Consider the following 26,570-nt stretch of genomic DNA (forward strand, 5'->3'; position numbering starts at 1 on the left):
GAAGCGATAGGGTCGCCTCCATTTTGCGCAACCCGGAACTGTCTCGCCGTGACCGCATCCAAAAGCTGATGAGGCTGCGTGAGGATGCCCGCGCGGAGCAGCGGCTTGCCTCGGAGGGCGGCATGATCGAGGACGATGGGTTGAATTCCAATTTGCGCGATATCGAGCTTGCTCTCGAACGGCTCGGCCTCGATCCTGCCATCGAGGAAGGCAAGGGTCCCGCGACGCTATGATGGTTTCCTTTAACCACCTGCGGTGTCGGCTTGCATCTTCGGGTCGCGCAAGCAAAAATCGTAAACAAATGGAACAATGAAATATCTGACGCGTTAGTATGGTTATCCGGCCAATTCGTCCGCTTGTATCTGGGGAGAAAATTCATGACGTTAACCGAGCGCGTGGCAGCACATCTTCCGTTTCTGCGTCGTTATTCCCGCGCAATAACCGGCTCACAGACTTCGGGCGATGCATTCGTCGCCGCAACACTGGAAGCTTTGATCGCCGACATTTCGATATTTCCAAACGCGTCTTCCGACAGAGTGGCGCTTTACAAGCTGTTTGCACGGATTCTGAAATCGGCTTCGGTAGACGTCCCGCAGATCATCTCGCCTTACGCCTGGGAGAAGCGCGCGGTGTCGAACCTGGCCTCTGTGCCCACCCAGGCGCGACATGCTTTCCTGCTTGTATCGGTAGAGGGATTTTCGATGTCCGAGACGGCTGAAATCCTGTCCGTGAATGTCGACGAGGTGCGGCGGCTCATCGACGAGGCCACCAGGGAGATCGCCCGCCATATCTCGACCGAGATCATGATCATCGAGGACGAGCCGCTCATCGCGCTCGATATCGAGCATATCGTTCTTGATCTCGGCCATACCGTGAGTGGCATTGCGCGCACCCATTCCGAGGCGGTGGACCTCTATCGGCGGACCAGTCCCGGCATGATTCTGGCGGACATCCATCTCGCCGACGGCAGCTCGGGTATCGATGCGATCAACGATATCCTCAAAGTGGCGAGCATCCCGGTGATTTTCATCACCGCCTTTCCGGAAAGACTGTTGACCGGAGAGCGGGCCGAGCCGACCTTCCTGGTCACCAAACCCTATAACCCCGATATGCTCAAGGCGCTGATCAGCCAGGCCTTGTTCTTCAACGAGAGCGCCAAGACGTATCAGGCGCTGTCAGCCTGACACAGTCGTGACGCTATCAGATATCGCAATTGACGGCGGGATGTGTCCCGCCGCATGTTCGGGTGGGGCAAGCCGGACGCGATAGGCTGTTTTCGAGGTGGGTGCAGTGCAGCGATTTCTTTGGCACGCAAAAGACATGACGGAAAATGAGCTCAGTCCATTTTTCGTCGCTGCGCTTTTGGACATGAATGCCAGCCTGATTCTCCAGGATTCCGACGATAGCTACCTGATGGTGACGAGCCTGCCGGACCTTTGGCGGATCGACAATTTCTCGGAGCCGGCGGACCCGAATATTTTTGGCGACACGATCGCGCTCCAGCTTGCCGCGGCGAAGAACCGGGCGCGGCAATCCGGCCTCACCGAAATCATCGAGATCGAGCTGGATGAAGCCAGGATTTTTGAATTCCGTGTCCTCGCCTTCACCGGCCGGCTGAACCGCACGCAATTGATCACCACGATCATCGATCGCACCGAGGAGCGGCGCCGCGAAAAAATCCTGCAATCGCTGTTGCGCGATGTCAGCCATCGTTCGAAGAATCTGCTGGCGATCATCCAGAGCATCGCCACGCAGACCTCGCAATATACCGACACGATCGATGCCTATGTGCAAAAGCTGCGCGGGCGGATTTTTTCCCTGTCGCGCTCGCAGGACCTGGTCACCGATTCCGGTTGGCGCGGCGCTTTCGTCCACGAATTGCTCGATCAGCAGGTTTCCGCCTATATTCCGAGCGGCCAGGATCTGATCGCCTTCGAGGGCGAGAATATCCTGCTCTCGCCCAATGTGACCATGCATCTCGGCTTGGCCTTCCACGAACTGCTGATCAATGCGATCAACTACGGCACGTTCCTCACCGCTGGCGATGTGATCCGGGTCGGCTGCTCGATCGCCGATGTGGACAGCATCAAGCATATCCGCGTGGACTGGAGGGAGCCGGTCAACCCGCGCTTCCGCACCATTGACGCCGGTGCCGACATCCCGGTCCGGCGGCTCGGCACGGCGATCCTCGAGCGGGTGGTCCCCGCATCGGTCAACGGCCGCGCCGAATACCAGATAGCACCGTTCGACGTGCGCTATAACCTGATGTTCCCGGCCGAGCTTCACAAAGCTGCGTGATGGCCGGCGAAAATTCTCACGAGGGTAGCAATTCGCTTGTTTTCCCCGTTAGCCAGTAGCCGAACAGGCCGATCCATTCGTGGAAAGCCCTATCGATGTCGTCGAGACGCTGGGCGGCGGTGTGATTGGGAAGGCGCCCACGCCCGGCAAGGGTCCGGAAATCGACCGGATAGGGCACGACCGGAAACTTTTGCGCGTTGAAGCAGGCCATCGCGCGCGGCATATGCCAGGCCGAGGTCACCAGAAGCCAGGTTTCGCCAGGTTTCGGCGACAGTGCCCTGGCGCTTTCCGCCGCGTTCTCGCAGGTGGTGCGGGATTTCTCGTCCATGCCGATGCGATCCGCGGCGATGCCGACACCGGTGAGGAATTGCTTGGCAACCGTCGATTCAGACGGATCGGCCTGGCTGCCCGGCTGGCCGAAGCCACCGGACAGGAAGATGCGCGCAGTCGGGAAGCGATAAGCGAGCATCGCCGTCTCTGTCAGACGCTCGCCGGCGTCGTTTATGGTCACCATCTTGCGGTCGGCCGTCAGGTGGATGTCGACGCCGCCACCGAGCATGATGATGCCGGTCGGCGGCGTGGTCAGATCGGGGATGGGATAGTGGTTTTCGAGCGGCGCCAGCGCCGGTGTTTCCACCCCGCCCCAGCCGCAGACAGCCAGCAGGACCACGGCCATTGCCGTCAGCCATCCGCCCAGGCGCCGTCGCCGGAAGATCGTCAGCACGATGCCGAGCAGACCGAGGAGCAGCAGGAAATTCGACGGGATCACGAACTGCTCGGCGAACTTCGAAATGGCAAACACGATGACCTTCCCCTTCTGTGGCTCAAATTCTATGGCTCAAACCATTTCGGCGAGCAGTTCTTCCGTCGTCATCACCCGCCCGAAAACCTGGCCGATGATGCCGAGTGTCGCCTCATGCGAGGCCTGATCGAGACCGCCATTGGCGTCGCTGATAAAGGCGACCTTGTAATCGCGCATAAAGGCGCTGCGGGCAGTGGATTCGCAGCAGATATTGGTGACCGTGCCGATGATGATCACGGTGTCGACGCCGTTCGGTCCGCGGACATTGCGCAACGCCGTGTCCAACTGCGTGTTGTAAAAGGCGTCATAGCGGTGCTTGTCGACAATCGTCTCGCCCGCCAGGGGCCTTAGCGCATCGACCACCTCGACGCCGGGCGTGCCCTCGCGCATGCCGGCGGCTTTCAGCCGCGGGATATAGGTCGTCTCCAAGGGCGAGACGTCGAAGCGGTCGCTCAGCACATGCCGGGTGAAGAACACAGGCACGCCCTCCGCGCGGCAGCGGTCGAGAACGCGCCGCATCTCCGGCAGGTATTCCCGTGCCATCGGCACTTCCATGATCGCGCCTTCGTCGACGAAGTCGCGTTGCATGTCGATGACCAGGAGGGCGGCGCGGCCCTTGTCGAACCGCCAGGGAGCTTCGGATGCCATATGCTTCTTTCAGGGAACCTCGTCGTCGCCGGCAGTGCCACCTTCATTTTCGAGCGACTGCAAGCGCCGGGATTCGCTTTGCGTGAATTTCAGCCGGACGCCGATACCGCCGCCATTCTCGGCGATGAACTGCGCGCCGAAGCTTTCAAGCGCCGTTTGCAGTTTCTGGATGCTGGTGTCGTCGAGTTCGACAAGCTTGCGTTCGAAGTCGGCAATGCCAGCGGCATCCACGCCCGAACGTTCAGCGAGCATGTCGCAGGTGATTTCGGTAAGCGCCCTGGCGGCTCGGCACTGCGAATAGGTAATCATCACGCTCTCCTCAGTGCTCGCAGACATCGATCCATTCGGCTTTTGTCAGCACGGCGATGCGCTCGGGAGCAATCCTGACAGCCGCCTTGGTGCCACCCGCCGCCGGCACGACTTCGTCATATTCCCTCAGCGCCACGTCGCAATAGATCTTGAGCGGTTTTGCGAGCCCGAACGGGCAGACGCCGCCGACCGGATGCCCGGTCTCGTGCTCGACTTCGTCGAGGCCCAGCATGCGCGGCTTGGCGGAAAATTGCGTTTTGAACTTTTTGTTGTCGAGCCGCGACGTACCCTTGGCAACGAGCAGCACGACTTCGTCGGCGATGCGGATCGCGAGCGTCTTGGCGATCTGGCCGGGCGCCACATTGTGTCCGGCCGCTGCTTCTCCGACGGTTGCCGTCGAGACATCGAGTTCTATGACGTGAAGATCAGGTGCATGTTCGGCGAAGAAGGCTTTGACGGATTGGACGCTCATGGATCACTGCCGGCAGGAAGGAGTGCATCGGAAGACATAGTTTGCCCTATAGCCCAAATAACCGAATGCGCCAATCCATGAGACCGGCGCATTCATGCATAAGGCAGTATCGATCTTGAGATAGGGCTTCGTTAGAAAATACGGCTACCCGCAGCCTTTCGGCCAAAGTCGATATTCAGAAGAAGGGAGAATGCTGCCAAAGTGCAGGTGGCGAAAAGCGTAGCGCTCAGCCCGAGAACAATCATTGCTCATACCTCGCATGACGTCATAGTCATCTTGCCAGGTTGAGCTAGCGCAATTGACTTGTCCCGGGCTTACCGCTCGGTCCGAGAGGGTCTCGCAAAGAGGCTAATTAAAGTTTACCGACCAACTTTATTTATTGATTACGCTATGTTTCTACCCCCCGTTAACCTTCAGGCAAGGAATTAACCATAAACATGGGTATTACGCCGGAATGGGATTGGTGTGCCAATCCATAGGCATGATGCCGCTTCGTCGTCCCGGTATGCAAAGCCCGGAATTCACTGGAAATTTGGCCTCCAAGGCCCGGATTTGCCGCGCTGGCCGCTCTCTTGGCCGAGGGTGTGCGGCACTTGTCCGCCTGGAGTTGTGTGAGGGGCATGTCAGCCCGTCGGCTGGCGTCGTGCGTTTTGACGGGGATCGATTTTGGTAGAGGCGGCAGGACAGGCGGAAAAGGAGCGGCGCGATGGCGGTGGCCTCGCGAGCCGGCTGCGCTTTGCCGCCCTTGACGCCGAGCAGACCGCGCTCGTCCGCGACAGCCGCAGCAAATTGCTGCCGCATGTGAAACTGGCGCTGCGCGACCTCTTCCAGCGCCTGCAGACCTTTCCCGACGCCGCCCGCAATTTTCAGAGCGAAGCCCAGATCGACCGCCTCTGCGATCTCACCCAGTCGCACTGGGACGTGCTCACCGATGCCCGCTTCGACAGCCTCTATGCCGAGCGGGTCAAGGTTCTGTCCGATACCGAGAGCCGCATCGGCCTCGATCCGCGCTGGCACATCGCCGGCCATTCCGTGGTGCTCGAACATCTGGTGGCGGGGCTGCTTGACGAGTTCTGGCCGAAATCGATGTTCAGCACCGGCGGTCGCGTGCGTGAAAAGCTCACCGATCTCCTGCGTGCCTTGATCCGCGCGGTCATGGTCGATCTCGAAATTTCGACCTCGCTGCGCTTCAACGAAGTCCGCCTCAGTCATCAGCAGTCGTTGTCGGCAGCAGCCGACAAGCACAGAATCGAGATGCGCGCCATCCTCTCCCAGGTTGCTGAGCGCCTGACCGAAAAGGATTTCTCCACACCGGTCGCGCTGGATGTCCCCGAGGATTATCGCGATATCGCCGACAGCCTGACGGCGGCGCTGACCGAAATATCGACATCACTCGCGTCGTCGAAAAGCAATACCGAGCGGTTAAGTCATGCCTCCGGCCGGATCGCTCTTTCCGCCGATACCCTTGCAAGCCGCAATAGCCAGTCGGCTGCGGCATTGGCCGGCATCGTCACGGAGATCGATGGTATTGCCGCCAAGGTGGGCATGACCGCCGCCAGCGCCCGTGGCGCTGAAACGGCTTCCGGCAAGGCGCGTGCGGCGGCAATCGACAGCGGCACCGTAGCCGGCCAGGCGATGAACGCCATGACCGATATCGAGAAGTCCGCCGAGAAGATCGGCCAGATCATCGGCGTGATTGACGAGATCGCCTTCCAGACCAATCTGCTGGCGCTCAATGCCGGTATCGAAGCCGCACGCGCCGGCGAGTCCGGTCGCGGCTTTGCCGTCGTCGCCCAGGAAGTCCGGGCACTGGCGCAGCGCTCCGCCGAGGCGGCACGCGAGATCAAGGACCTGGTGACCGGCACCAAGGTGCAGGTCGACAGCGGCGTCGCCATGGTGACGAAGACGCAGTCCGCCATCGGCGACATCGCCGAACAGGTCGCCGCCATCAACGACGCGGTCGCCGGCCTGGCCCGCGAGACGAAGGAAGCGGCCGATGGTGTGGCGATGGTGTCGAAATCGGCCGGTGCGGTCGGCGACGATCTGACGCGCTGCGCGGAAGCCGCGCGCGAGACGCTGACGCAGTCCGGCGACATCAAGACGACAATCGATGAGCTTGGCGACATGATCCGCCGGTTCCGCCTCGAAAATTATCCTCAAAGACCGGCGCGCCCGGTGGACGCGGGCATTACGCCCTTGCCGTCCGCGGCAGTCGTCGCAGCCATTCCGCCGATGTTTGACGATATCTCCGGCGATGCCGTCCTGCCCAGGATGGTCGGAGGTGTCAGATGAGCGTGCGGAATGGACGGATGGCGATGGATCGCCTTCGGTTCGGAAGATGGCGGGGCGCCGATGAACTTCTTCATGCCGGTCCCCGGCAGACGATTGACAGGACGAACCTGGTCCCGAGGACCAGGCAATCAGGGATCATCATATGACTGGCAAATCAGCAGCAAAGAAATTGAGCCTGGAAAAGGTGCTGGACCTCAACGAGGCCCAGGCCCTTCACGGCAAGCTCATGGCCCTCAGGGGCAGCAATGTCAGCATCGATGCCTCGCCCGTCGAGCGGGCCGGAGCGCTCTGCGTTCAGGTTCTGATGTCCGCGGCTAAAAGCTGGGAGGAAGAGCAGCACTCTTTCACCTTCTCCAAAATGTCTGACGCCATGGCGAAAACCATGCAGCTCATCGGCGTCAACTACGACCATCTGCTCGCAAAGGAGAGCAAATAATGAAGAAGAAAGTTCTGACAGTCGACGATTCCAGAACGATCCGGAACATGTTGCTGGTCACCCTCAACAATGCCGGTTTCGAAACGATCCAGGCCGAGGATGGCGTCGAGGGTCTCGAAGTCCTGGAACAGTGYAATCCGGACGTCATCGTCACCGACATCAACATGCCCCGTCTCGATGGCTTCGGCTTCATCGAAGGCGTGCGCCGCAATGATAAATACCGGGCGATTCCGATCCTTGTCCTGACGACCGAAAGTGATGCGGAAAAGAAGAACCGCGCCCGCCAGGCCGGCGCGACCGGTTGGATCGTCAAGCCGTTCGATCCTACCAAGCTTATCGATGCCATTGAGCGCGTAACCGCCTAACGGGAATTACTCCTATGGATATGAACGAAATCAAAGAGATCTTCTTCCAGGAGTGCGAGGAACAGCTCGCTGAACTGGAATCCGGTCTGCTCAAGATGAATGACGGCGAGACGGATTCGGAGACGGTCAATGCCGTGTTCCGGGCCGTTCATTCGATCAAGGGCGGCGCCGGCGCCTTCGGTCTTGACGATCTCGTGGCCTTTGCCCACGTGTTCGAGACGACTCTGGATTGCGTTCGTTCCAATAAGCTCGATCCGGGTCCGGATGTGATGAAGGTCATGCTGAAGTCGGCCGACGTGCTCGCCGACCTCACCAATGCCGCCCGCGACGGCGGCAAGGTCGACCCGAGCCGCACCACCGGCCTGGTCAAGGATCTCGAAGCGCTCGCCCGTGGCGAAGCGCCCTCTGGAGGTTCCGCCGAACCGGTTGCCAAGGCACCTGCTCCGAAGCCGGCGGCACCTGCACCCGCCCCAAAGGCTGCCGCACCGGAGGCGACGCCGAAGCCGACCGACGATAGCGGTTTCCAGCCCGTTCCCTTCTCATTCGACGATTTCGGCGGCGATGAAGAGGCTGTAGGCGCACCGTCGTTCGAAGTCATCTTCAAGCCCCGTTCGGACCTCTATTCGAAGGGCAATGACGCAGCTCTCCTGCTGCGCGACCTGCGCCGCCTCGGCGACATGAGCATCCATTGCGACATGTCCGCACTGCCGTCGCTTACGGACATGGACCCGGAAGCAGCCTATTTCTCCTGGAAGATCCACATCGCCACCGAAAAGGGCGAGGACGGTATCCGCCAGGTCTTCGAATTCGCCGAATGGGATTGCGAACTCGAAATCCGCTCACTCGACGACGTACCGGACGCCCATGCGGGCAGCGACGAAGAGCTGCCGATGCAGCCGGTGCCGTTCGACCTGGCGATGCTCGACGAAGAGCCGATTATGGCGGTCGAGCAGGAAGAGAACCACGAGGAAGCCGCCTCGGCCCTGCTCGCCGCCACGGCTGCCCAGGAAGTCGCAGCCAGCGAGACAATCTCCGCCAAGGCCGCCACGCCGCGCGAAGCACCGGCGGAAAAGCGCGAAGCGGCTGCCGCCAAGGGTGGCGACGCCGGGGGCAACCCGACCATCCGCGTCGATCTCGACCGCGTCGACCGCCTCATCAATCTGGTGGGCGAACTCGTCATCAACCAGGCCATGCTGGCTCAGAGCGTCATCGAGAACGACCAGAGCGGCACCCAAGGCATCAATATGGGTCTCGACGAGCTGCAGCAGCTCACCCGCGAGATCCAGGATTCGGTCATGGCGATCCGCGCCCAGCCGGTGAAGCCTGTCTTCCAGCGCATGTCGCGCATCGTCCGCGAAGTCGCCGACATGGTCGGCAAGTCGGTCCGCCTGGTCACCGAAGGTGAAAACACCGAAGTCGACAAGACGGTCATCGACAAGCTTGCCGAGCCGCTGACCCACATGATCCGCAACGCCGTCGACCACGGTCTCGAATCGCCCGAAAAGCGCAAGGCAGCCGGCAAGAACCCGGAAGGCACGGTCAAGCTGACCGCCAAGCATCGTTCCGGCCGCATCGTCATCGAACTCTCCGACGACGGCGCCGGCATCAACCGCGAAAAGGTCAAGCAGAAGGCGATCGACAACGACCTCATCCCGGCCGATGCCAACCTGTCGGACGAGGAAATCGACAACATCATCTTCATGCCGGGCTTCTCGACAGCCGACAAGATCTCCGACGTGTCGGGCCGCGGCGTCGGCATGGACGTCGTCAAGCGTTCGATCCAGGCACTCGGCGGCCGCATCTCCATCCAGTCGCGCCCGGGCCATGGCTCCAGCTTCATCATGAGCCTGCCGCTGACGCTCGCCGTGCTCGATGGCATGGTGGTCACGGTCGCCAACCAGACGCTGGTCGTGCCGCTGACGGCCATCGTCGAAACACTTCAGCCGGAAGCGTCGGCCATCCATTCCTTCGGCGCATCGCAGAAACTGATCGCCATCCGTAACTCCTTCTGCCCGCTTGTCGATGTCGGCCGCATCCTCAACTACCGCGCCAATGCCGCCAATCCGGTGGATGGTGTCGCCCTTCTGGTCGAATCCGAAGGCGGCGGCCAGCGCGCACTGATGGTCGATGCGATTCAGGGCCAGCGTCAGGTGGTTATTAAGAGTCTTGAGGCAAACTATACCCATGTGCCGGGCATCGCCGCGGCAACCATTCTCGGCGACGGGCGCGTGGCGCTCATCCTCGACGTGGACTCGGTGGTCGCCGCATCCCGGGGGCAGGGTTTGAAGATAGACGGCGCACTTGCAGCCGTTGGGTAAATAAAGCGTAGGAGTTGGAGCGAGCCGGCATGACGTACACCGCAAAATCCATATCGCAAGGCGGCCGCGAGCTTATCGCTTTCCGGATCGGCGAGCAGGAATTTACCGTGAATGTCATGGCTGTCCGCGAGATTCGCGGCTGGACGACGGCAACTCCCATGCCCCACTCGCCCAATTACATGATGGGCGTGATCAACCTCCGCGGCGTCGTGCTGCCGATCGTCGATCTCTCCGCGCGGTTGGGTATGAAGCCGGCCGCGCCGACCGCTCGGCATGTCATCATCGTCGTTCAGGTACGCGAGACCATGGTTGGCCTGCTGGTCGATGGCGTTTCCGATATTCTGACGATCACCGACGATAACGTCCAACCCGTACCGGAAGTCGCCTCCGACCTCGAAAAGTCGTTCGCGCGCGGCATCATTGCTCTTGAGAATCGCATGATCTGCCTTGTCGAGCTCGAGGCCATCTTCCCGCAAACCGAAAGTGAAGCTGCCTGATGAGCCTTGCCCTGGACCCGCGCCGCAGTCAGGAGGAAATCCTCGCCGGAGGAGAATTCCCGCTGACCCGCAAGGATCTCGCCGACATTGCTGCGATGATCTATTCCGACGCCGGCATCTACCTCAACGAGACGAAGGCCTCGCTCGTCTATTCGCGTCTCTCCAAGCATATCCGCCAGCTTGGCCTCAAGGATTTCCGCTCTTATTGCGATTTGGTTTCCTCGCAGGCGGGGGCAGCCGAACGCCGCGAGATGCTGTCTTTTCTCACCACCAACTTCACCCGCTTCTTCCGCGAGAACCATCACTTCGACCATCTGAGGACTGAAGTGCTGCCGGGTCTCGTATCCCGCGTCAAGGCCGGCGGCCGGGCTCGCATCTGGTCGGCGGCGTCATCGGACGGCCAGGAGCCTTATTCGATCGCTCTGACCGCGCTTTCCGTGCTGCCCAACATTGCCGACTACGATTTCAAGATCCTGGCGACCGACATCGACCCGAAGATCCTGGCCGCCGCCCGGCTCGGCGCCTATGACGAGGCCTCGCTGGAAACCGTCAGCCCGGCGATGCGCAAGCAATATTTCCAGCAGGTCGTCGTCGACGGCAAGCAAAAGTGGCAGGTCACCGACGCCGTCAAGCGGCTGATCACCTATAACGAGCTCAACCTGATGGCCAATTGGCCGTTCAAGGGCAAGTTCGACGTGATCTTCTGCCGCAACGTGGTGATCTATTTCGACGAGCCGACCCAGATGCGCATTTGGTCGCGTTTCTCGGAACTGCTGCCCGAGGGCGGTCATCTCTACATCGGTCATTCCGAGCGTGTATCGGGTGAAGCCAAGGCGCTGTTCGATAATACCGGCATCACCACCTACAAGTTCATCGGCAAGGCCGGCGGAAGGAGGACATGATGTCACCAGCGAGAGTTCTTGTGGTTGACGACTCCGCGACCATGCGGGGACTGATTTCTGCGGTGCTCAATTCCGATCCGGATGTCAGCGTCGTCGGTCAGGCGAGCGATGCCATGGAAGCGCGCGCCGCCATCAAGGAGCTCAACCCCGACGTCGTGACGCTCGACATCGAGATGCCGAACATGAACGGCCTCGAATTCCTCGAAAAGATCATGACGCTGCGGCCGATGCCGGTGATCATGGTCTCGTCGCTGACCCATCGCGGCGCCGAAGCCTCGATCGCCGCGTTGGAGATCGGCGCCTTCGATTGCATCGGCAAGCCGGCGCCGGGTGACTCGCGCCCGTTCCACGAACTGATCGAGAAGGTCAAGGCGGCAGCCAAGTCGAGCTATCGCCATCAGTACACACGCACGCCGCAGGCACAGCCGACGTCGCCAGCCAATGCGAATGTGGCTTCGGAGTATCGCGTCGGCCGAAAGATCGTCGCAATCGGCTCTTCGACGGGTGGCGTCGAGGCATTGATAGAAGTTCTTAAGAAGTTTCCGGTTAATTGCCCTCCGACCGTCATCACTCAGCATATGCCGCCGACATTCACCAAGAGTTTCGCGGAAAGGCTGAATCGACTTTGCGCACCCCAGGTCAATGAAGCGACCGACGGCGCAAGGCTCGAGATCGGTCGCATCTACCTGGCGCCCGGCGGGGAACGGCATATGGCCGTGGCCAATCCCCATGCTCCGACGATCCGGCTGATCGAAAAGCCGCCGGTCAACGGACATCGGCCGTCAGTGGATGTGTTGTTCGACTCTGTGGCCGAGCTCGCCGGTCGCAATGCCGTAGGAGTGATCCTCACCGGCATGGGGCGGGATGGGGCTACGGGTCTGTTGAAGATGCGTCACGCGGGCGCCCGCACCGTCGGGCAGAACGAGAAGACTTGCGTGGTGTACGGAATGCCCCGTGTGGCGTTCGAGATCGGCGCTGTGGAAACGCAGCTGCCTCTCGGCGGCATCGGAGAAGAAATATTGAAACTTACGGCCGCGCGTAAAGAAGGAAGTGACTAATGTCTATCGCTGAGAAGATCAAAGTCCTTATCGTGGACGACCAGGTAACGAGCCGCCTACTGTTGAGCGACGCCTTGACCCAGCTGGGCTTCAAGCAGATCACCTCGGCGGGCGACGGCGAGCAGGGCATGAAGATCATGGCCGAGCAGCCACACCACCTGGTGATCTCGGATTTCAACATGCCGAAGATGGATGGCATCAACTTCCTTCAGGCGGTTCGAGCCAACCCGACCACCAAAAAGGCGGCGTTCATCATCCTCACAGCACAGGGTGACCGGGCGCTGGTCCAGAAGGCCGCCAGTCTCGGCGCCAACAACGTGCTCGCCAAACCCTTCACCATCGACAAGATGAAGGCTGCTATCGAAGCCGTGTTCGGGTCGCTCAAATGAACACGGATGGCTTCCGCCGACAGCACGTTATCCAAGGCGAGTGGAAAGTTTCAAAGGATCCTGATGTCGTTTTGTCGACGGTTCTGGGCTCGTGCGTCGCGGCCTGTCTGCGCGACCCGACGGCCGGCATCGGTGGCATGAACCACTTTCTCCTGCCCGGCTCGGTTGAAGCCATGGCCCAGGGCGGCGATGTCTCGCGCTACGGCGTGCATCTCATGGAACTCTTGATCAATGGTCTGTTGAAACAGGGCGCCCGCCGCGACCGGCTGGAGGCCAAGATTTTCGGCGGCGCCAAGACGATCGCCTCCTTCTCCAATGTCGGCCAGCAGAACGCCGATTTCGCCACGCAGTTTCTGCGCGACGAGGGCATCAAGCTCGTCGGTGGATCGACCGGCGGTGACGCCGGCCGCAAGTTGGAATTCTGGCCGGTCTCCGGCCGCGCTCGTCAATATGCGTTGAACGGCGCCGAAACGCAGCGCACCGTGCAGCTGGAAACCCGCACCGTTTCCACGCCGAAGCCCGCCGAAAGTTCAATCGAGTTCTTCTGAGTTCAAAAAGGGTCAATCTTATGCAGTCCAGTCTCGCGTCGCACTTGACCCCAACCGAGGAGTCGCTTCCCGAAGTTCTGATGCGTGTGGTCTCCGAGCTGCATGATGTCGCCTATCTGATTGAACGCATCGAGCCGTTTCTGACCAACGCCGAAGGTGGCATACTCGACACCGCCGACCGCATGATGGTCATGCAGGGCATCGACCTGGCCGTTCAGAAGGCGCGCGGTCTCGCCGAATTCATCGACACGGTGACCGCGGCCATTCCCGAAGAGATTCTCGTCGACGTCACAACCGCGCTCAACCTGGTCAAGCTCGCCGACATGCAGAAGGCGCTGGCCGGCGGCTTGCGCCATGGCCATTCGCAACCCATCACCCGCGCCGTCGGCGATTTCGACCTGTTTTAATTAAAAAAGTCTGTTCGAAGAATTCGCCGCAACCAAATTCTTCGGCGCAGTTAAAGCAAGCCAGTCTCTTCCTGCCTTTCATAGACTCTCCTCATTTTGAGTGGCATTGTCCAGGTCACGTCAGCCGACGCAACTGAAGGCAGGTATAGATGAGTCGGATCCGCGGCGGCACAGACTTCGAGCAGTGGCTCTATCGCCTGGATTCAGGACAAGAAGCCGCCTTGTCACCCGTCTTGACGATGAGAATGGCGCTGCGGGTGCTTCCAGGCCTCCGCGCCATGTCTGGCAAGCCGGACGGCAAGGATAGCTGGCGTGAGGGGCTGACGCGGTCCATCGCCCACGCTTCATCCGCGCTGTGGCTTTCCTCGATCGATGCCGTGAATGCTTCGAGGCTTCGAAACATTGCCTTTGTTTCGTCTGCGAGGGCGGCCTCCATCGTCTCCGGTCTCCAGAACGAAGGCTTGCGTGATCACGGCGACACCTTCGCGCTTGCTCCCGCAGGCTCGGTCTATGCGGTCTACGCCATCAGTGACGCGACGACGGGTCGACCGGCAGGTGAAATCGCCTATACGGCGTGCTCGGCGCTCTCCGCAATTGTTGACCCTGCGCTGGCATCAGCGCGTCAGGCCGTCTTCTGGCAGGCGCTCGACGCCGACATTGGTCTGGTCGAGGCCGGAACTGCCGCACCGGCGCTTGCCATGGCGCCGGCCTGGGGGACGAATATCGACATCAAAACCGAACAGCCCGAATTGTCGGAGCTCATAGGAACGTTTCGCGGGTCGCCATCTGCGCGGCATAGGCGCTGGGACGCATGGGTCGACTGGTATGAGGGACGGCTTATGGGCCGGCCGCCGGAAAATTGCAGCCTCGGCAAAGGCATCCCGAATCCGGCTCTGAGCTGAAAAACGAAAACCTTCGCGCAAGCTTGGCTGCGTAGGGTGCGAGCGGGGAATGATATGCCCCAGGCTTGGCTTTGCACAATCTTGCGAGAACAGAATGAATCTGTTGAATCAGCTCACGGCAATCCTGAAGAACCTGACCCAACTGGGAATGGGGCGCCTCATTGCGCTCGGCATCGTCGGCGCGGTCACGCTGTTGGTCATCCTGGTGGGCACTTACTACGTCAACCGGCCGGGTTACGAGACGCTCTATGTCGGTCTCGAAACCGCTGACCTCAACCAGATCAGCATCGCGCTCGCCGAGGACGGCGTCGACTTCAAGGTCGGCACCGACGGCACGTCGCTCCAGGTGCCTGTCGGCATGACGGGCAAAGCCCGCCTGATGCTTGCCCAGAAGGGGCTGCCGAGTTCGACCAATGCCGGCTATGAGCTGTTCGACAATGTCGGCTCGCTGGGGCTCACCTCCTTCATGCAGGAAGTCACCCGGGTCCGCGCGCTGGAAGGCGAAATCGCCCGCACCATCCAGACTATCGACGGCATCAGCTCCGCTCGCGTTCATATCGTCATGGCAGACCGCGGCTCTTTCCGCCAGCAGGAGCAGAAGCCGACCGCTTCGGTCATGATCCGCGCATCACAGCAGACTGGCCGGCAGGCTGCGACCTCCATCCGGCATCTCGTTGCGGCAGCCGTCCCGGGGCTTTCGGTCGATGACGTGACCATCCTCGATTCTGCCGGCCAACTGCTGGCATCCGGCGATGATCCATCCAACAGCGCCCTGAACCGCTCGCTCAGCGTCGAGCAGAACCTGCAGACCGAGATGGAAGGCAAGATCGATAATGCTCTGGCACCGTTCCTCGGCATGGACAATTTCCGCACCTCGGTGACCGCCAAGCTCAATACCGACGCGCAGCAGACCCAGGAAACCACTTTCGATCCGGATTCCAAAGTCGAGCGCTCAGTACGCACGACCAAGGAAGACCAGAAATCGGAACAGCAGAACGCCGATCAGGCGACCACTGTCGAACAGAACGTGCCGCAGGGCAACCAGAGCACCACGACGGGTCCGAAGTCATCCGACTCGAACAATAAGAAGGAAGAGCAGACCAATTACGAGATCAACCAGAAGACCGTCGCCACGGTGCGCAACGGCTATACGATCGACAAGCTGTCGATCGCTGTCGTGCTGAACCGCGGCCGTGTCGAAAAGCTGATCGGCTCGCCCTTCGACCAGACCAAGTATGACGCCTTCCTGGCGCAGATGCAGGCGATCGTCTCGTCGGCCGTCGGCGTCGATGGCAAGCGCGGCGACGTGGTCAACGTCTCCTCTGTCAACTTCCTTGAAAATGAATTGCTTCAGGACACGGCGTCATCAGGCGAATCCTTCATGGATGTCTTCATGCGCAACATGGGCAGCATGATCAATGCCGGCGCCTTCGTCCTGGTTGCTTTCCTGATCGTCTGGCTGGGCTTCCGGCCGCTTATCAAGGCTATCGGTGGACCTGAACTGGCCGCTGCCGGCATCGGTGCCCCGGCGACCCTGCCCACGGGCGAGACCGCCGGCCTCGAACTGCCGGACTTCTCGCCGCCGATGGGCGGGCCCGGCTCGGCCCTTATGGAAGGTTTCGGTTCGGACTTCGGCTTCGACTCGACCGACGACCTTCTCTCCGGCGAGGACGATGGCAGCGGCATCGCCAAGCGCGTCAAGGAAGGCCCGGAACGCCGCCTCACGCGCATGGTCGAGATCAGCGAAGAGCGTGCTGCCAAGATCCTGCGCAAATGGGCGATCCCGGAAAAGGTCGGCTGATCCGCACAGTTTCAGAACAAGCAATGCTTGCGCCGGCGACCCATCGTCGGCGCAATGTATTTTTGATCGCAAGTATAATGAGCCAAGACGTAGCGAAATACAAAAAAAATACCGCTGTCAAAATAGGTATTAGATTTCTACCTTTTCGTTGGAGAACCGTGCACTCCTGTTACGGAGACTTGTTCGAACACCGTTCCGATCGATTTTGGATAATAATTATTTGTATTTCGCGACGAATCAGCACATTCCATCAATAGGTACCGGTTCGAACGACCAAACTAAGATTTCGCCACTCGTTGCGAACATTTGCCGGTCTATTGAGCAGAAGCGCCGTCTATTGGGTGATTTTGTGGCAAGCGCGAAACTGGACAGAGACATGCAGGAAGTGCCGGCAATCCCCCCGGCTGCGGCAGCCCGGCGCCCCTTATCGGCCGAGCAATTGATCGAGCGTCTCAGGGCGAGCGCTGAGGCGGCTGATGTCTCCGCCGGCTTGCGTGTCCTGGCGAACTATGTCGGCGCCGACGGCTATCTGCTGGCGCGCCACGAGCTCAATAGCGAGAATGGCCTCGACAACGTCATCTCGTCCGACTGGCCGTTCGATCTCGTCTGCAAGCGTGGTATCGAGCTGATCACGCAGCTTTCGCGCACGACCGAGCTCGACAAGTGCTTGTCGACGCTGCATCCGGCCTTTTCGATGCTGCCGGAAGAAAGCGAATTGCCGGCAGGCTCCAGCCGCGAATATTGCACGATCATCTTCAATTCCGGCCGCAACCGCTACGTCCTGATGTTTATCTGCCCGACGGATGTCATCCTGTCGCAGCAGCGTCTCAGGGAGACGGGGGTGCTCGCGAGCTATTTCGCCAGCCTGCTCTTCCAGGATACGACGCGCACGTCGCGGGACATGGACCTGACCGATCGGGAGCTTGAATGCCTCTATTGGATCGCTGAGGGCAAGACCAGCGACGAAATTGCCACCATTATTGGTATTTCGAAAAATACGATCAACAATTACATCACCAGCGTGATGCGCAAGACCGCCACGAGGACGCGCTCGGAGGCGATCGCCTATGCGGTCCGCCACAATCTGGTTTAGCTGATGACTGAAAGCCGTGCCCGGGAATCCAAAAGCTTCGCTGAACCGACAAAGCGGCAGATGAAGGCTGTCAGCCGCTCGGATTTCTTTCCCCGCCTGGTGGCGATGCAGCGCTTCGCCCATGCGCGCAATTTTGCCGTCCTCAAGACCAACAATTCCGGTCTGCCGAGCCGCCGCAAGCTGACCTGCATCCTCGACAATTTCCCCAGCGACAGCGAAGTTGGCGCCTCTTCCATCCTCGACGTTTATGGCCCGACATTGCTCGAGCATCTCGAAGTCTCGTCGCTGCCGCTCTTATGGAATGGCAAGGAAGAGACGCAGACGGCGGAGACGCCGGATTTCTCCGCCTTTGTCATGCGCCTGAAGAACCGGGTCCTGCCGGTCTGCGGTATCGCGCTGCCGGTCCGCCTGGGATCGATGGGCAACGGCTATACCGTGTTCGCCGCCAACTATCTCGATATCACCAGTGAGATCATCATCGACCTGCACGCCCGCAGCCATCAGATGATGATGGACCTGCTCGTGCTCGACGAGCGCCGTTCGGCGCCGGATGAGGTGCTCTCCAATCGCGAGATCGCCTGCTTGCAGCTCGCCGGTGACGGCCTGGTCAGCGAAGAGATCGCCGGCCAGCTCGGACTCTCGGTGCATACGGTGAACGCCTACCTCGCCTCAGCGACGGTGAAGCTCGATTCCGTCAACCGCATCCAGGCGATCGCCAAGGCGATCCGCCTCGGCTATATCGCCTGATCGCAGTTTTTAGCGCATGTCTCCCGAAAGTGGTCACCGGTTTCGGGAGACATGCAAAAAACAAAGAACTAAAGCGCCTGGAGCCGAATTTAAAAAACGCGACGCGCCTTAGTTGAGGCTGGCTATCGGTGGCGGCACGACGAAGCGCGCCTTCTGCAGGCTTTCGGCCAGGAAAGCGGTGTTGATGTCCTGGTCAGGGGAGGGGTCCTGGAAGGCGATGTGCGAGATTTCCAGGCCAGCGAGTTCGTCGGTCAGCGACAGCTTGGCGTAGATGCTGACGCCATCAGGCTTGATCTCGAGGTCGAGCAGGATTTCCGGCTGGCTGTTCCAGTCGAGATGATAATCGCCGCCGACGCCGAAACGCACGGTTCCGGGCAGGAAATAGAGTTCCGCTGCCGATGAGACGAGATCGGCCAGATTCCCCCAGCGTTCATACCTGAGCAACGAGACGAGGTCGGCGGCATCGATCAGCCGCAACTCGGTGGCGATAGGGCGAAGCGCTTCCGCCACGATTTTCTCGCGCTCGGCAGAATAGGTGCATTTTTTCATTGCTATCCGTTGATCCGTCTCTTCGTGCTCTTCGATGCGTAGATCTTCTGCAGAAGTTCGGCGACCGCCTTGTAGAAGACCGACGGAATCACACTATCGATGGAGACTTGCGCAAACATGGAACGCGCAAGCGGTGGATCCTCGAAGACCGGGATCCCATTTTCTTCGGCAATGGAACGGATCTTGAGCGCGATCAGATCCTGGCCCTTGGCGATCACCACCGGTGCCGCATCCTCCTCGCGGACATAACGCAGCGCGACCGCGAAGTGCGTCGGGTTGGCGATGACCAGCGTGGCGCGCGGCACCGAGGCCATCATGCGCTTGCGGGCGAGGTCACGGGCGAATGAGCGCTGGCGCTGCTTGATGATGGGGTCGCCATCCATCTGCTTGCGCTCTTCCTTGACCTCTTCCTTGGTCATCTTCAGCTCGGTGAACCATTGATGATGGGTCCAGAAATAGTCGGTGATACCGACGACGCCCGACGCGATCAGCACGATCAGCAGGATTGTCCGGACGTCGGAACTCAGCTTGCTCATCAGAAAATAGGGGTCCGAGAACATTGCATCGAGCGACTTGAAGTACTCGGTCTTGAGCGTCAGCACGACCACCGTCCCGACAACCAACACCTTGACCAGTGACTTGCCGAACTCGACATAGCCTGGCAGGCCGAAGATGCGCTGGAAGCCGGAGACTGGATTGAGGCGCGAGAATTTCGGCGCGATACGCTCGAGCACCGGGCTCGGCAGGTTCTGTAACACCGAGGCGCCGACGCCGAAGGTCGCCATCAGGATGAAGGCAGGGGCCACGATCGCCGTCGATTCCCAGCCAAGACGCATGAACAGCGCCACGACATCAGGCCCGGTCTCGAAACGCCATTGGTCCGGCTTCTCGAACAGGCTCTTCAGCGTATCCCAGAGATGGGCAACGCCGGAGGGTAGGTAGAAAACGAGATAGATGTAAATGCCCAGCGTCGAGGCGAAGACTGTGATTTCGCGCGAGAAGGGCACATTGCCCTTCTCCGCCGCTTCCAGATAACGTTTCTGGGTAGGGGCTTCTGTTTTACTTTCTTTATCAGCACCGTCAGCCATGAGCGTCGGTCCTCACGTTAGAGCGTGCTCTCAGACCGTCAACCGTCAGGCGGCTGCCGCGCCGTTTGGTTCCTTGAGCTCGATCTGGCCGTTGGCCGCGAGACGAATGGCTTCCTGGGCGATCGAACGGCGGGCAATCGCAATGTTGCGCGGCGTGGCACCCGTATCGGGTGCGCCGAGGTCCTGTTCGATCATGCGCCGCTGGCGGGCGCCGATGGCCGACAGCACAGCCTCGCGAATATCGGCCGCGACGCCGCGCAGCGCCATGGTGATGACATCGCCGGCAATGTCGTTGAACAGCAGGACGCGGCTCTTTTGCGGCATGGTCAGCAAGTCTTCGAACAGGAAGATGCGCGGCCGCACCTTCTGCACCGCTTCCTTGCTGAGTGCCTCGAGCGAATCGAGCAGCGCCTCGACATCGGGCTTGTCGAGTTCGTTCATCAGTTCAGCCGCCTTGACCGTGCCGGTCGCATTGCGCTCGGTGTTGAGGTCGCGCAGGATATCCATCACCCGGTTTTCGATCACCTGCGCAGCCTTTGGGCTGACTTCCTTGAGGTTGACCGTACGGTTGAGGATGTCGGCGCGGCGACGTTCCGGCATTTCCATCAGCACCTTGGCGCCGGCGGAAGAGGGAATCATCGATAGCACATAGGCAATGGTCTGCGGATGTTCGTCGATCAGGTATTTGGCAACGAATTTCGGATCGGCGCTTTCGAGCTGGTCCCAGATCGACGCTTCATAGGCCTGGAAAGCGGCGCGTCGGCCCAGCAGGCCGTCGACTTCGTCCGGCGTCAGGCCCTCTTCGAGGATGCCTTCGATCGCCTTTGCATTGTCCATCAGGCCAGCGCCTTCAGTGAACAGGTCCTCGAATTCGTTGACCAGTTCGATCAGTTCCTGGGGAGGGATCTGCCGCAGCCGCTGCGCGGAATGAATAATGGCCTGCAATTCAGCCTGGGTAAAATATTTCAGCAAGCGGCCGGCAATCGGCCTGCCCATGGCCAGCAACACTGCAGCAGCCTTGTCCGGCGGGCTCAGATTGCTGGTGAGCGCAGTCTCGCCAAAATTGTCGAAGTCAAACATTTCGACGGTCTCCCCGGAATCATTCCGGTTTATTACGAACTATAACTCAGGATTTCGCAACCGCTTTCACCTCAAGGAGGCGAATGCCGAAACGGGTCTCGTCGTCTTCCATCACAGTGATCTCGCCGCGGCCGATCAGCCGGCCATTGACGACGAGATCCACAGGTTCACCGATTCGCCGATCCAGCGAGATGATTGCACCCTCGGTGAGATTCATCAAGCTGGAGACTTGCATCCGGCTTGAGCCGAGGATGATTTGGACATCGATCGGGATGTCCATGATCAGGTTCATGTTGGCCTGCATGCCGCTGCCCGGCTCGCTCGCCGAGAAGGATGAGGACTGCGCCGAAGCGTTCGGCAGCGCGCCGCCGAAAGCGGCTTCGTCGAAATCGCCACCGCCGAAACCGGAGCCGAAATCGCTGCCGCCGCCAAAATCGCTGCTGCCGCCAAAATCCGAAGCGCCGCCGAAATCGCTCGTCGCTTCGGAGGCCGGGTCGGCATCGAAGCCCGAGCCGAAATCGCTCGACGCTTCTGAGGTTGCCGGAAAATCCATGCCGAAATCGCCGGCTGAAGCTGGGGCGCCGTCGGCGTCGGCCTTCAACACGCCGCGCAGGTCGTTGATAGCCTGGTCGAGCTCGTCATTGTTGTCGCCGAGGTCGGGTGCGTCTGGTGTCTTTGCTGTCTTGGGTGCCATAGTATGACTATTCCAGTTCAAACTTGCGCAAGGCTTTTCTTCAACAAAAGGTGGTGGTCGGCAGGATGCCGATCGGATCGACGCTTAGCCGAGCAGGTCACGGAGAAGATCCTCCTCCGAGCCTGCCGTTTCTTTCACCCGGACGGTATATTGGTCGCCGGAGCGGCCGAATTCGCAGGAATAGAGATCGCGGCCATTGGCGGCGACCTGGACATGGACGTCGCCGGCATCGAGGAACGGGATCACGTCCCCTGGCTGCAGCTTGGCGATCGAGCCGAGCTTGAGCGGCGTGAGATGGATGCGCGCCTCGACCCGGACTTCCGAGCGATGCACCTGCTCTTTGAGAATATCGCTCCAGTCGGGGCCGTTCTTCGCACCGGCGGTGACCGCCACGGGGGCCTTGACCACTGTCTTCAGCAGCGTCTTCTGCGGGATGATCACCGAAAACTCGCTGACCACAGCGCCGAATTCCACCTTCATGCGGATTTGCGCCGCATGCATGTCGACATAGTCGTCGGCCGGCTTGGGGCGCTTGGCGGCATTATAGGGCTTGGAAAGCAGGGGCTCGTAATTGCCCGGCGCGTTGACCGCCGATTTGATCACCGAGGCGATCTTGTCGGTGACCATCGGCGCCATTTCGAGCTCGATCGAGGAGGCCGGCCGCGCTTCTGGCTCGACGATCACAGTCTTGTCGCCGCCCATCAGACACTCGACCATCGCCATGATCACGGTCGTGGAGCAGGCGATGGTGAAATCGGGGCACCAGTTCTTGAGCGAGCCGTCGACCAGAATCATGTATTCGTCGAGATCGGCGATGAGATCGTTCTTGTAGCCGGTCGTGCAGCCTTCATAGGAGAAGTCGAGCTTCAGCTGGGATTCGAGCTCAACGAGGTCGGGCAGGAAGGCGCCGAGCACCTGGCCGAATTCGCTGCAGATTTTGCCGACCGCCTGGCGTGAACCGAGCTGGCCGGTCAGCAAAGCGAAAATCTGCGGATCGATGGACGGGACCTGAGCAGTCATTGCTTTTTCCCTTTATTCATCAGGCTGCCTGCCCGCCGGGATTCATCATTTCCTGTTCGACGGCGTCGATGGAGGGGCGTTCGTGAGAAGAAATCGTCTTGCGGCCATATTCGAGCGCCACCTGCGGAACCGAGCCGTTCATGTAGGCGATCAGCGTCTGCTTGACGATCACATATAGCCGATTCTGCTTGGTCCGCACGGACTTGATCATCGAGCAGAGCGGATTGACGATGCAGTAGGACACGAGAATACCGGTGAACGTACCGACAAGCGCCGCGCCGATCAGGTGGCCGAGAACTTCCGGCGGTTCGGTGATCGCGCCCATGGCGTGGATAACGCCGAGAACGGCGGCGACGATGCCGATGGCCGGGAAGGCATCGCCCATGTTCTGCAGCGCGTTGTAGGACTTCATCTTATCGTACTCGATGGTCTGGATTTCCTCATCCATCAACGCTTCGATCTCGTGGCTGCGTGCATTGCCGATGATGATGAGGCGCACATAGTCACAAATGAACGCGGTCAATTCCTTGTTCTTCAGGATGGTCGGCGCGGTCTGGAAGATCGAGGATTCGTCCGGATTGTCGATATGGGCTTCGATCTCGTTGCGCGACTTGGTGCGCAGGTCGCGCATCAGGGCGTAGAGCACGCCGAGCGTGTCGAGATAGTTGCGGTCCTTCGGCACGGCGTTCTTGAAGGCTTCGCCCATTGCGTTGCCGGAGTCCTTGATGACTTTCAGCGGGTTGCCGGCGATGAAGGCGCCGATGCCGGCGCCGATGATGACGATGAATTCGTAAGGCTGCCACAACACGCTGACATGGCCGCCACCTGCCATGAAGCTGCCTATGATACAGCCGAAAACGATGACCAATCCGATAATGATATTCATGCTGCGTCGCCCCAGCTCACTCTGAAATACTGTTGTCGGAATACGTTTCCTGCCTTGCGTGAACCTGTTCGGGGCGGGAAAACCACGGCTTTGCGGCAAAAGCCTCGCACAAGCAAATGCGCGCAGATTGGCTTCATGTCAGTGGGTGCGTGCACGCGTGCCGTTTGGCAGATCGATCGTTACTATGTCGCAGTCCATGACGGGCCGCCGGAGGTAAAGCCGAAATGCAATCGGGTCTCTACGTCGCACTTTCCTCGCAGATTTCATTGGAAAAGCGCCTCAATACCCTCGCCGACAACCTTGCCAACATGAACACGGTCGGCTTCAGGGCAACGCAAACCAAGTTCGATGACGTCATGACCCGCGTCGAGGGCGCGAAAGTCGACTATGTCTCGCCTGGCCAGGAATATCTCTCGACCGACAACGGCGCCATTACGCAGACGGGCAATCCACTCGATTTCGCCATCCGCGGCGACGCCTGGTTCTCGGTGGATTCGCCGCAGGGCAGTGCACTCACCAAGGATGGCCGCTTCTCTATGCTCGATACCGGCGATATCGTCACGCTGGAAGGCTATCCGGTCCTCGATGCCAGCGGCGCGCCGATCCAGCTCAATCCGCAAGCCGGCCCGCCGAACGTTTCCAAGGACGGCATCCTCTACCAGAACGGCTCTCCCGTGGCGACACTCGGCCTGTTCACCGCCAATATCGGCCCGAATTTCACCCGTGTCGGCAATACGGCGATCATCCCAGGCCAGCAGCCGGAGCCGGTGGTCAACGATTCCAAGATCGGCGTGCTGCAGGGCTTCGTTGAGGAAGCCAATGTCAACCCGATCCTGCAGATGACGCAGTTGATCAATATCTCCCGCAACTTCGATTACGTCTCGCAGCTCATGCGCAACAGCGAGAGCTCGATGAACGACGCGATCAAGACGCTCGGCGGCGCCAAGTAATCGGGACGGAGTCTGCGGCACATGGTCGAGATCGATGAAGAAACTGAAAGCGATGCGGACCGCAGGCTGGCCGACCTGGCCGGCGTGCTCCGCCGCTTCATGCGCCCCGACGCGCTCGTCAATCACGGCGGCCGGGTGAAGACGATCGCTGCCGGCCATTATACGGTCAGCGGTCTTTCGCAGCATGTGCGGCTTGGCGAATTCGTCGCCCATCAGAGCAAGACCGGCGTGCATCTCGGCGAGGTCGTGCGGGTCGAGCCCGATATCGCCTATGTCTGCCCGATCGAGCCGGGCGAGCCGATCGGCATCGGCGATCTCATCCTGCGCCGCGGCGCCTTCCGGCTGTCGCCGACCGACAGCTGGTGCGGCCGCACCATCAATTCGCTCGGCGAACCGATCGATGGTCTCGGCCCGCTCGATCACGGTCCGAAAGCGCGGTCGATTTCCAACATGGCGCCGCCGTCGATGACGCGGCAGCGTGTCTCCAAGGGCTTCAAGACCGGCGTACGCGCCATCGATATTTTCTCGCCGCTTTGCCTTGGCCAGCGTCTGGGCATCTTTGCCGGATCCGGCGTCGGCAAATCGACGCTGCTGTCCATGCTGGCCCGGGCCGACGCCTTTGACAAGGTGGTGATCGCGCTGGTTGGCGAACGCGGCCGTGAAGTGCGCGAATTCATAGAGGATACGCTCGGCGCCAATATCCAGAAATCCGTGGCCGTCGTGGCGACGTCCGACGAAAGCCCGATGTTGCGCAAGATGGCGCCGCTATCGGCGATCACCATCGCCGAACATTTCCGTGACGAGGGCCACAATGTCCTGCTGATCGTCGATTCCGTCACCCGCTTCGCGCATGCGATCCGCGAAGTGGCGACGGCATCGGGCGAGCCGCCGGTGGCGCGCGGCTATCCCGCTTCGGTGTTCACCGAGATGCCGAAATTGCTCGAGCGCGCCGGTCCCGGACCGGAAGGCACCGGCAGCATCACCGCGATCATCTCGATCCTGGTCGACGGCGATAATCACAACGACCCGATCGCCGACTCCACCCGCGGCATTCTCGATGGCCATATCGTTCTCGACCGTGCGCTTGCCGAGGAGGGCCGCTACCCACCGATCGATCCGCTGGCCTCGATCTCGCGTCTGGCCCGTAAAGTCTGGACACCGGACGAAGAAAAGCTGGTGTCGCGGCTCAAATCGCTGATCCACCGCTACGAGGAAACGCGTGATCTCCGGCTCATCGGCGGCTACCGCCCGGGGGCTGATCCCGATCTCGACATGGCGGTCAAGCAGGTGCCGCCGATTTACGAAGTCCTGAAACAGACACCCGGCGAGCGCCCCTCGCGCGACGCCTTCGCCGACATGGCGGTGGCTCTCAAGAATGCCGCCGCGCAGAACCAGGCGACCGCTGGCAATGCCCTAAGGCAGAGGTAACATGATCGAACCCGACGTCGCAGAGCCGGTAGCGCCGGCAAAGGAAGTGAAGCGCAAGCGCTTCTGGACCGCTGACCGTATCATCGGCTATTCTGGTGCGGCACTGGCGCTATCGGCGGCCTTTTTCCCCTGGTATGTGTTCTTCAATTCGGCCAAGTTCGGCATCGGCGCCACGGTGTCGATGATCTCGCGCAACTTTCCCGGCTGGTCCGAACGCAAGACCTTCAGCCAGACACCGACCGCTTTCACCAACAATGGCGTAGCAGCGAAGAACCCGGACGCCAGCGATCCGATCTTCACTGGCACGGTGCCGGGCCTCGACGAGACGAAGATCAAGGGCGACCCGGATGCGGTCAACCAGCCCTTCCCGAATCCCGGCAACCGCTTCCATCTCCTGCATGTCGCCAAGGGCAAGGCGCTGATCGAGGATGAGAACGGCGTCTATGTGGTCGAACCCGGCTCGCCGTTGCCCGATCAGTCGAAGGTTGCCTCGTTCGAGGAACAAGACGGCCAGTGGACGCTGCTGACCGACAAGGGCGACATTTACGACAGCGACGGCAAGCGCAAATAAGTTTTGAGCGGGGACGGCGG

The 26,570-nt window shown here is 60.5% G+C and carries 30 protein-coding genes; 20 read left to right on the forward strand and 10 right to left on the reverse strand.

What is annotated here, in order from left to right; translation table 11 throughout:
* The 3 genes from AC1D06_RS23785 to AC1D06_RS23795 form a co-directional block, all read left to right on the forward strand.
* Positions 1 to 233: hypothetical protein (locus AC1D06_RS23785; RefSeq protein ID WP_477988281.1), on the forward strand; the 233-nt coding region annotated here is incomplete at its 5' end.
* Between the two features lie 144 nt (positions 234 to 377).
* Positions 378 to 1,184, forward strand: a complete 807-nt coding sequence (locus AC1D06_RS23790) for a response regulator (protein ID WP_477877573.1) — start codon at positions 378 to 380, stop codon at positions 1,182 to 1,184.
* A gap of 136 nt (positions 1,185 to 1,320) precedes the next feature.
* Positions 1,321 to 2,298, forward strand: a complete 978-nt coding sequence (locus AC1D06_RS23795; protein ID WP_477988282.1) for a sensor histidine kinase — start codon at positions 1,321 to 1,323, stop codon at positions 2,296 to 2,298.
* 16 nt (positions 2,299 to 2,314) lie between these two features.
* Here AC1D06_RS23795 and AC1D06_RS23800 read toward each other — a convergent pair whose 3' ends face one another.
* Genes AC1D06_RS23800 through AC1D06_RS23815 form a run of 4 tightly spaced genes read right to left on the reverse strand, consistent with a single transcriptional unit; the run spans position 2,315 to position 4,529 of the window.
* Positions 2,315 to 3,100: a YdcF family protein gene (locus AC1D06_RS23800; RefSeq protein WP_477988283.1), complete on the reverse strand. Its 786-nt coding sequence runs from the start codon at positions 3,098 to 3,100 to the stop codon at positions 2,315 to 2,317.
* Positions 3,101 to 3,136: 36 nt separating this feature from the next.
* Positions 3,137 to 3,748 carry an isochorismatase family protein gene (locus AC1D06_RS23805; protein ID WP_477988285.1) on the reverse strand — a complete coding sequence of 204 codons (612 nt, stop codon included), beginning with the start codon at positions 3,746 to 3,748 and terminating at the stop codon, positions 3,137 to 3,139.
* Positions 3,749 to 3,757: 9 nt separating this feature from the next.
* Complete coding sequence (locus AC1D06_RS23810; protein ID WP_477988286.1) at positions 3,758 to 4,057, reverse strand: XRE family transcriptional regulator; 300 nt, start codon at positions 4,055 to 4,057, stop codon at positions 3,758 to 3,760.
* A 10-nt stretch (positions 4,058 to 4,067) separates the two neighbouring features.
* A complete protein-coding gene (locus AC1D06_RS23815) occupies positions 4,068 to 4,529 on the reverse strand; it encodes a YbaK/EbsC family protein (protein ID WP_477988287.1) in 462 nt (153 codons plus the stop codon).
* Between the two features lie 663 nt (positions 4,530 to 5,192).
* Between AC1D06_RS23815 and AC1D06_RS23820 the strand changes: the two genes are divergently transcribed.
* The 14 genes from AC1D06_RS23820 (at position 5,193) to visR (ending at position 18,284) form a co-directional block, all read left to right on the forward strand.
* Complete coding sequence (locus AC1D06_RS23820; protein WP_477988339.1) at positions 5,193 to 6,821, forward strand: methyl-accepting chemotaxis protein; 1,629 nt, start codon at positions 5,193 to 5,195, stop codon at positions 6,819 to 6,821.
* Positions 6,822 to 6,963: 142 nt separating this feature from the next.
* Positions 6,964 to 7,257 carry an STAS domain-containing protein gene (locus tag AC1D06_RS23825; protein WP_477877579.1) on the forward strand — a complete coding sequence of 98 codons (294 nt, stop codon included), beginning with the start codon at positions 6,964 to 6,966 and terminating at the stop codon, positions 7,255 to 7,257.
* Positions 7,257 to 7,622, forward strand: a complete 366-nt coding sequence (gene cheY1 / locus AC1D06_RS23830) for a chemotaxis response regulator CheY1 (protein WP_477877580.1) — start codon at positions 7,257 to 7,259, stop codon at positions 7,620 to 7,622. The genes AC1D06_RS23825 and cheY1 overlap by 1 nt, the downstream gene beginning before the upstream one ends.
* 14 nt (positions 7,623 to 7,636) lie before the next feature.
* Positions 7,637 to 9,940, forward strand: a complete 2,304-nt coding sequence (locus AC1D06_RS23835) for a chemotaxis protein CheA (RefSeq protein ID WP_477988288.1) — start codon at positions 7,637 to 7,639, stop codon at positions 9,938 to 9,940.
* 29 nt (positions 9,941 to 9,969) lie between these two features.
* The gene (locus AC1D06_RS23840; RefSeq protein WP_477877582.1) at positions 9,970 to 10,437 is read left to right on the forward strand and encodes a chemotaxis protein CheW; all 468 of its coding nucleotides are present in this window, start codon (positions 9,970 to 9,972) and stop codon (positions 10,435 to 10,437) included.
* The gene (locus AC1D06_RS23845) at positions 10,437 to 11,339 is read left to right on the forward strand and encodes a protein-glutamate O-methyltransferase (protein WP_477877583.1); all 903 of its coding nucleotides are present in this window, start codon (positions 10,437 to 10,439) and stop codon (positions 11,337 to 11,339) included. The genes AC1D06_RS23840 and AC1D06_RS23845 overlap by 1 nt, the downstream gene beginning before the upstream one ends.
* Positions 11,336 to 12,397: a protein-glutamate methylesterase/protein-glutamine glutaminase gene (locus AC1D06_RS23850; protein ID WP_477988289.1), complete on the forward strand. Its 1,062-nt coding sequence runs from the start codon at positions 11,336 to 11,338 to the stop codon at positions 12,395 to 12,397. Before AC1D06_RS23845 ends, AC1D06_RS23850 begins: the two co-directional genes overlap by 4 nt.
* Positions 12,397 to 12,786, forward strand: coding sequence for a response regulator (locus tag AC1D06_RS23855; RefSeq protein WP_477877585.1), 390 nt, complete (start codon positions 12,397 to 12,399; stop codon positions 12,784 to 12,786). The genes AC1D06_RS23850 and AC1D06_RS23855 overlap by 1 nt, the downstream gene beginning before the upstream one ends.
* Positions 12,783 to 13,334, forward strand: a complete 552-nt coding sequence (gene cheD, locus AC1D06_RS23860; RefSeq protein ID WP_477877586.1) for a chemoreceptor glutamine deamidase CheD — start codon at positions 12,783 to 12,785, stop codon at positions 13,332 to 13,334. Before AC1D06_RS23855 ends, cheD begins: the two co-directional genes overlap by 4 nt.
* A gap of 20 nt (positions 13,335 to 13,354) precedes the next feature.
* The gene (gene cheT / locus AC1D06_RS23865; protein ID WP_477877587.1) at positions 13,355 to 13,741 is read left to right on the forward strand and encodes a chemotaxis protein CheT; all 387 of its coding nucleotides are present in this window, start codon (positions 13,355 to 13,357) and stop codon (positions 13,739 to 13,741) included.
* Between the two features lie 149 nt (positions 13,742 to 13,890).
* A complete protein-coding gene (locus AC1D06_RS23870; RefSeq protein WP_477988290.1) occupies positions 13,891 to 14,643 on the forward strand; it encodes a hypothetical protein in 753 nt (250 codons plus the stop codon).
* A 94-nt stretch (positions 14,644 to 14,737) separates the two neighbouring features.
* Entirely contained in the window at positions 14,738 to 16,444 is a 1,707-nt protein-coding gene (gene fliF / locus AC1D06_RS23875) for a flagellar basal-body MS-ring/collar protein FliF (protein WP_477988291.1), read from the forward strand.
* A gap of 376 nt (positions 16,445 to 16,820) precedes the next feature.
* Complete coding sequence (visN, locus tag AC1D06_RS23880) at positions 16,821 to 17,537, forward strand: transcriptional regulator VisN (RefSeq protein WP_477877590.1); 717 nt, start codon at positions 16,821 to 16,823, stop codon at positions 17,535 to 17,537.
* Positions 17,538 to 17,540: 3 nt separating this feature from the next.
* Positions 17,541 to 18,284: a transcriptional regulator VisR gene (gene visR, locus AC1D06_RS23885; RefSeq protein ID WP_477988292.1), complete on the forward strand. Its 744-nt coding sequence runs from the start codon at positions 17,541 to 17,543 to the stop codon at positions 18,282 to 18,284.
* Between the two features lie 108 nt (positions 18,285 to 18,392).
* Here visR and AC1D06_RS23890 read toward each other — a convergent pair whose 3' ends face one another.
* From AC1D06_RS23890 to motA, 6 genes are all read right to left on the reverse strand, one after another.
* Entirely contained in the window at positions 18,393 to 18,833 is a 441-nt protein-coding gene (locus tag AC1D06_RS23890; RefSeq protein WP_477988294.1) for a hypothetical protein, read from the reverse strand.
* Positions 18,834 to 18,835: 2 nt separating this feature from the next.
* Positions 18,836 to 19,921, reverse strand: a complete 1,086-nt coding sequence (gene flhB, locus AC1D06_RS23895) for a flagellar biosynthesis protein FlhB (RefSeq protein ID WP_477877593.1) — start codon at positions 19,919 to 19,921, stop codon at positions 18,836 to 18,838.
* A 45-nt stretch (positions 19,922 to 19,966) separates the two neighbouring features.
* Positions 19,967 to 21,001: a flagellar motor switch protein FliG gene (locus AC1D06_RS23900; protein ID WP_477877594.1), complete on the reverse strand. Its 1,035-nt coding sequence runs from the start codon at positions 20,999 to 21,001 to the stop codon at positions 19,967 to 19,969.
* A 46-nt stretch (positions 21,002 to 21,047) separates the two neighbouring features.
* Positions 21,048 to 21,695 (reverse strand): flagellar motor switch protein FliN, encoded by a 648-nt coding sequence (fliN, locus tag AC1D06_RS23905; protein WP_477877595.1) that lies wholly within the window; start codon positions 21,693 to 21,695, stop codon positions 21,048 to 21,050.
* Positions 21,696 to 21,779: 84 nt separating this feature from the next.
* Positions 21,780 to 22,715, reverse strand: a complete 936-nt coding sequence (locus tag AC1D06_RS23910) for a FliM/FliN family flagellar motor switch protein (RefSeq protein WP_477877596.1) — start codon at positions 22,713 to 22,715, stop codon at positions 21,780 to 21,782.
* A 19-nt stretch (positions 22,716 to 22,734) separates the two neighbouring features.
* Entirely contained in the window at positions 22,735 to 23,601 is an 867-nt protein-coding gene (gene motA, locus AC1D06_RS23915; protein ID WP_477877597.1) for a flagellar motor stator protein MotA, read from the reverse strand.
* Positions 23,602 to 23,825: 224 nt separating this feature from the next.
* On the opposite strand from motA, the gene flgF reads away from it, so the two are divergent.
* Genes flgF through AC1D06_RS23930 form a run of 3 tightly spaced genes read left to right on the forward strand, consistent with a single transcriptional unit; the run spans position 23,826 to position 26,550 of the window.
* Positions 23,826 to 24,551, forward strand: coding sequence for a flagellar basal-body rod protein FlgF (gene flgF / locus AC1D06_RS23920; protein ID WP_477877598.1), 726 nt, complete (start codon positions 23,826 to 23,828; stop codon positions 24,549 to 24,551).
* Positions 24,552 to 24,572: 21 nt separating this feature from the next.
* Positions 24,573 to 25,979: a flagellar protein export ATPase FliI gene (gene fliI / locus AC1D06_RS23925; RefSeq protein WP_477877599.1), complete on the forward strand. Its 1,407-nt coding sequence runs from the start codon at positions 24,573 to 24,575 to the stop codon at positions 25,977 to 25,979.
* Between the two features lies 1 nt (position 25,980).
* Positions 25,981 to 26,550 (forward strand): flagellar protein, encoded by a 570-nt coding sequence (locus AC1D06_RS23930; RefSeq protein ID WP_477877600.1) that lies wholly within the window; start codon positions 25,981 to 25,983, stop codon positions 26,548 to 26,550.
* The last annotated feature ends 20 nt before the right edge of the window (positions 26,551 to 26,570 follow it).

The organism is Rhizobium sp. P2_G2, assembly GCF_056403555.1.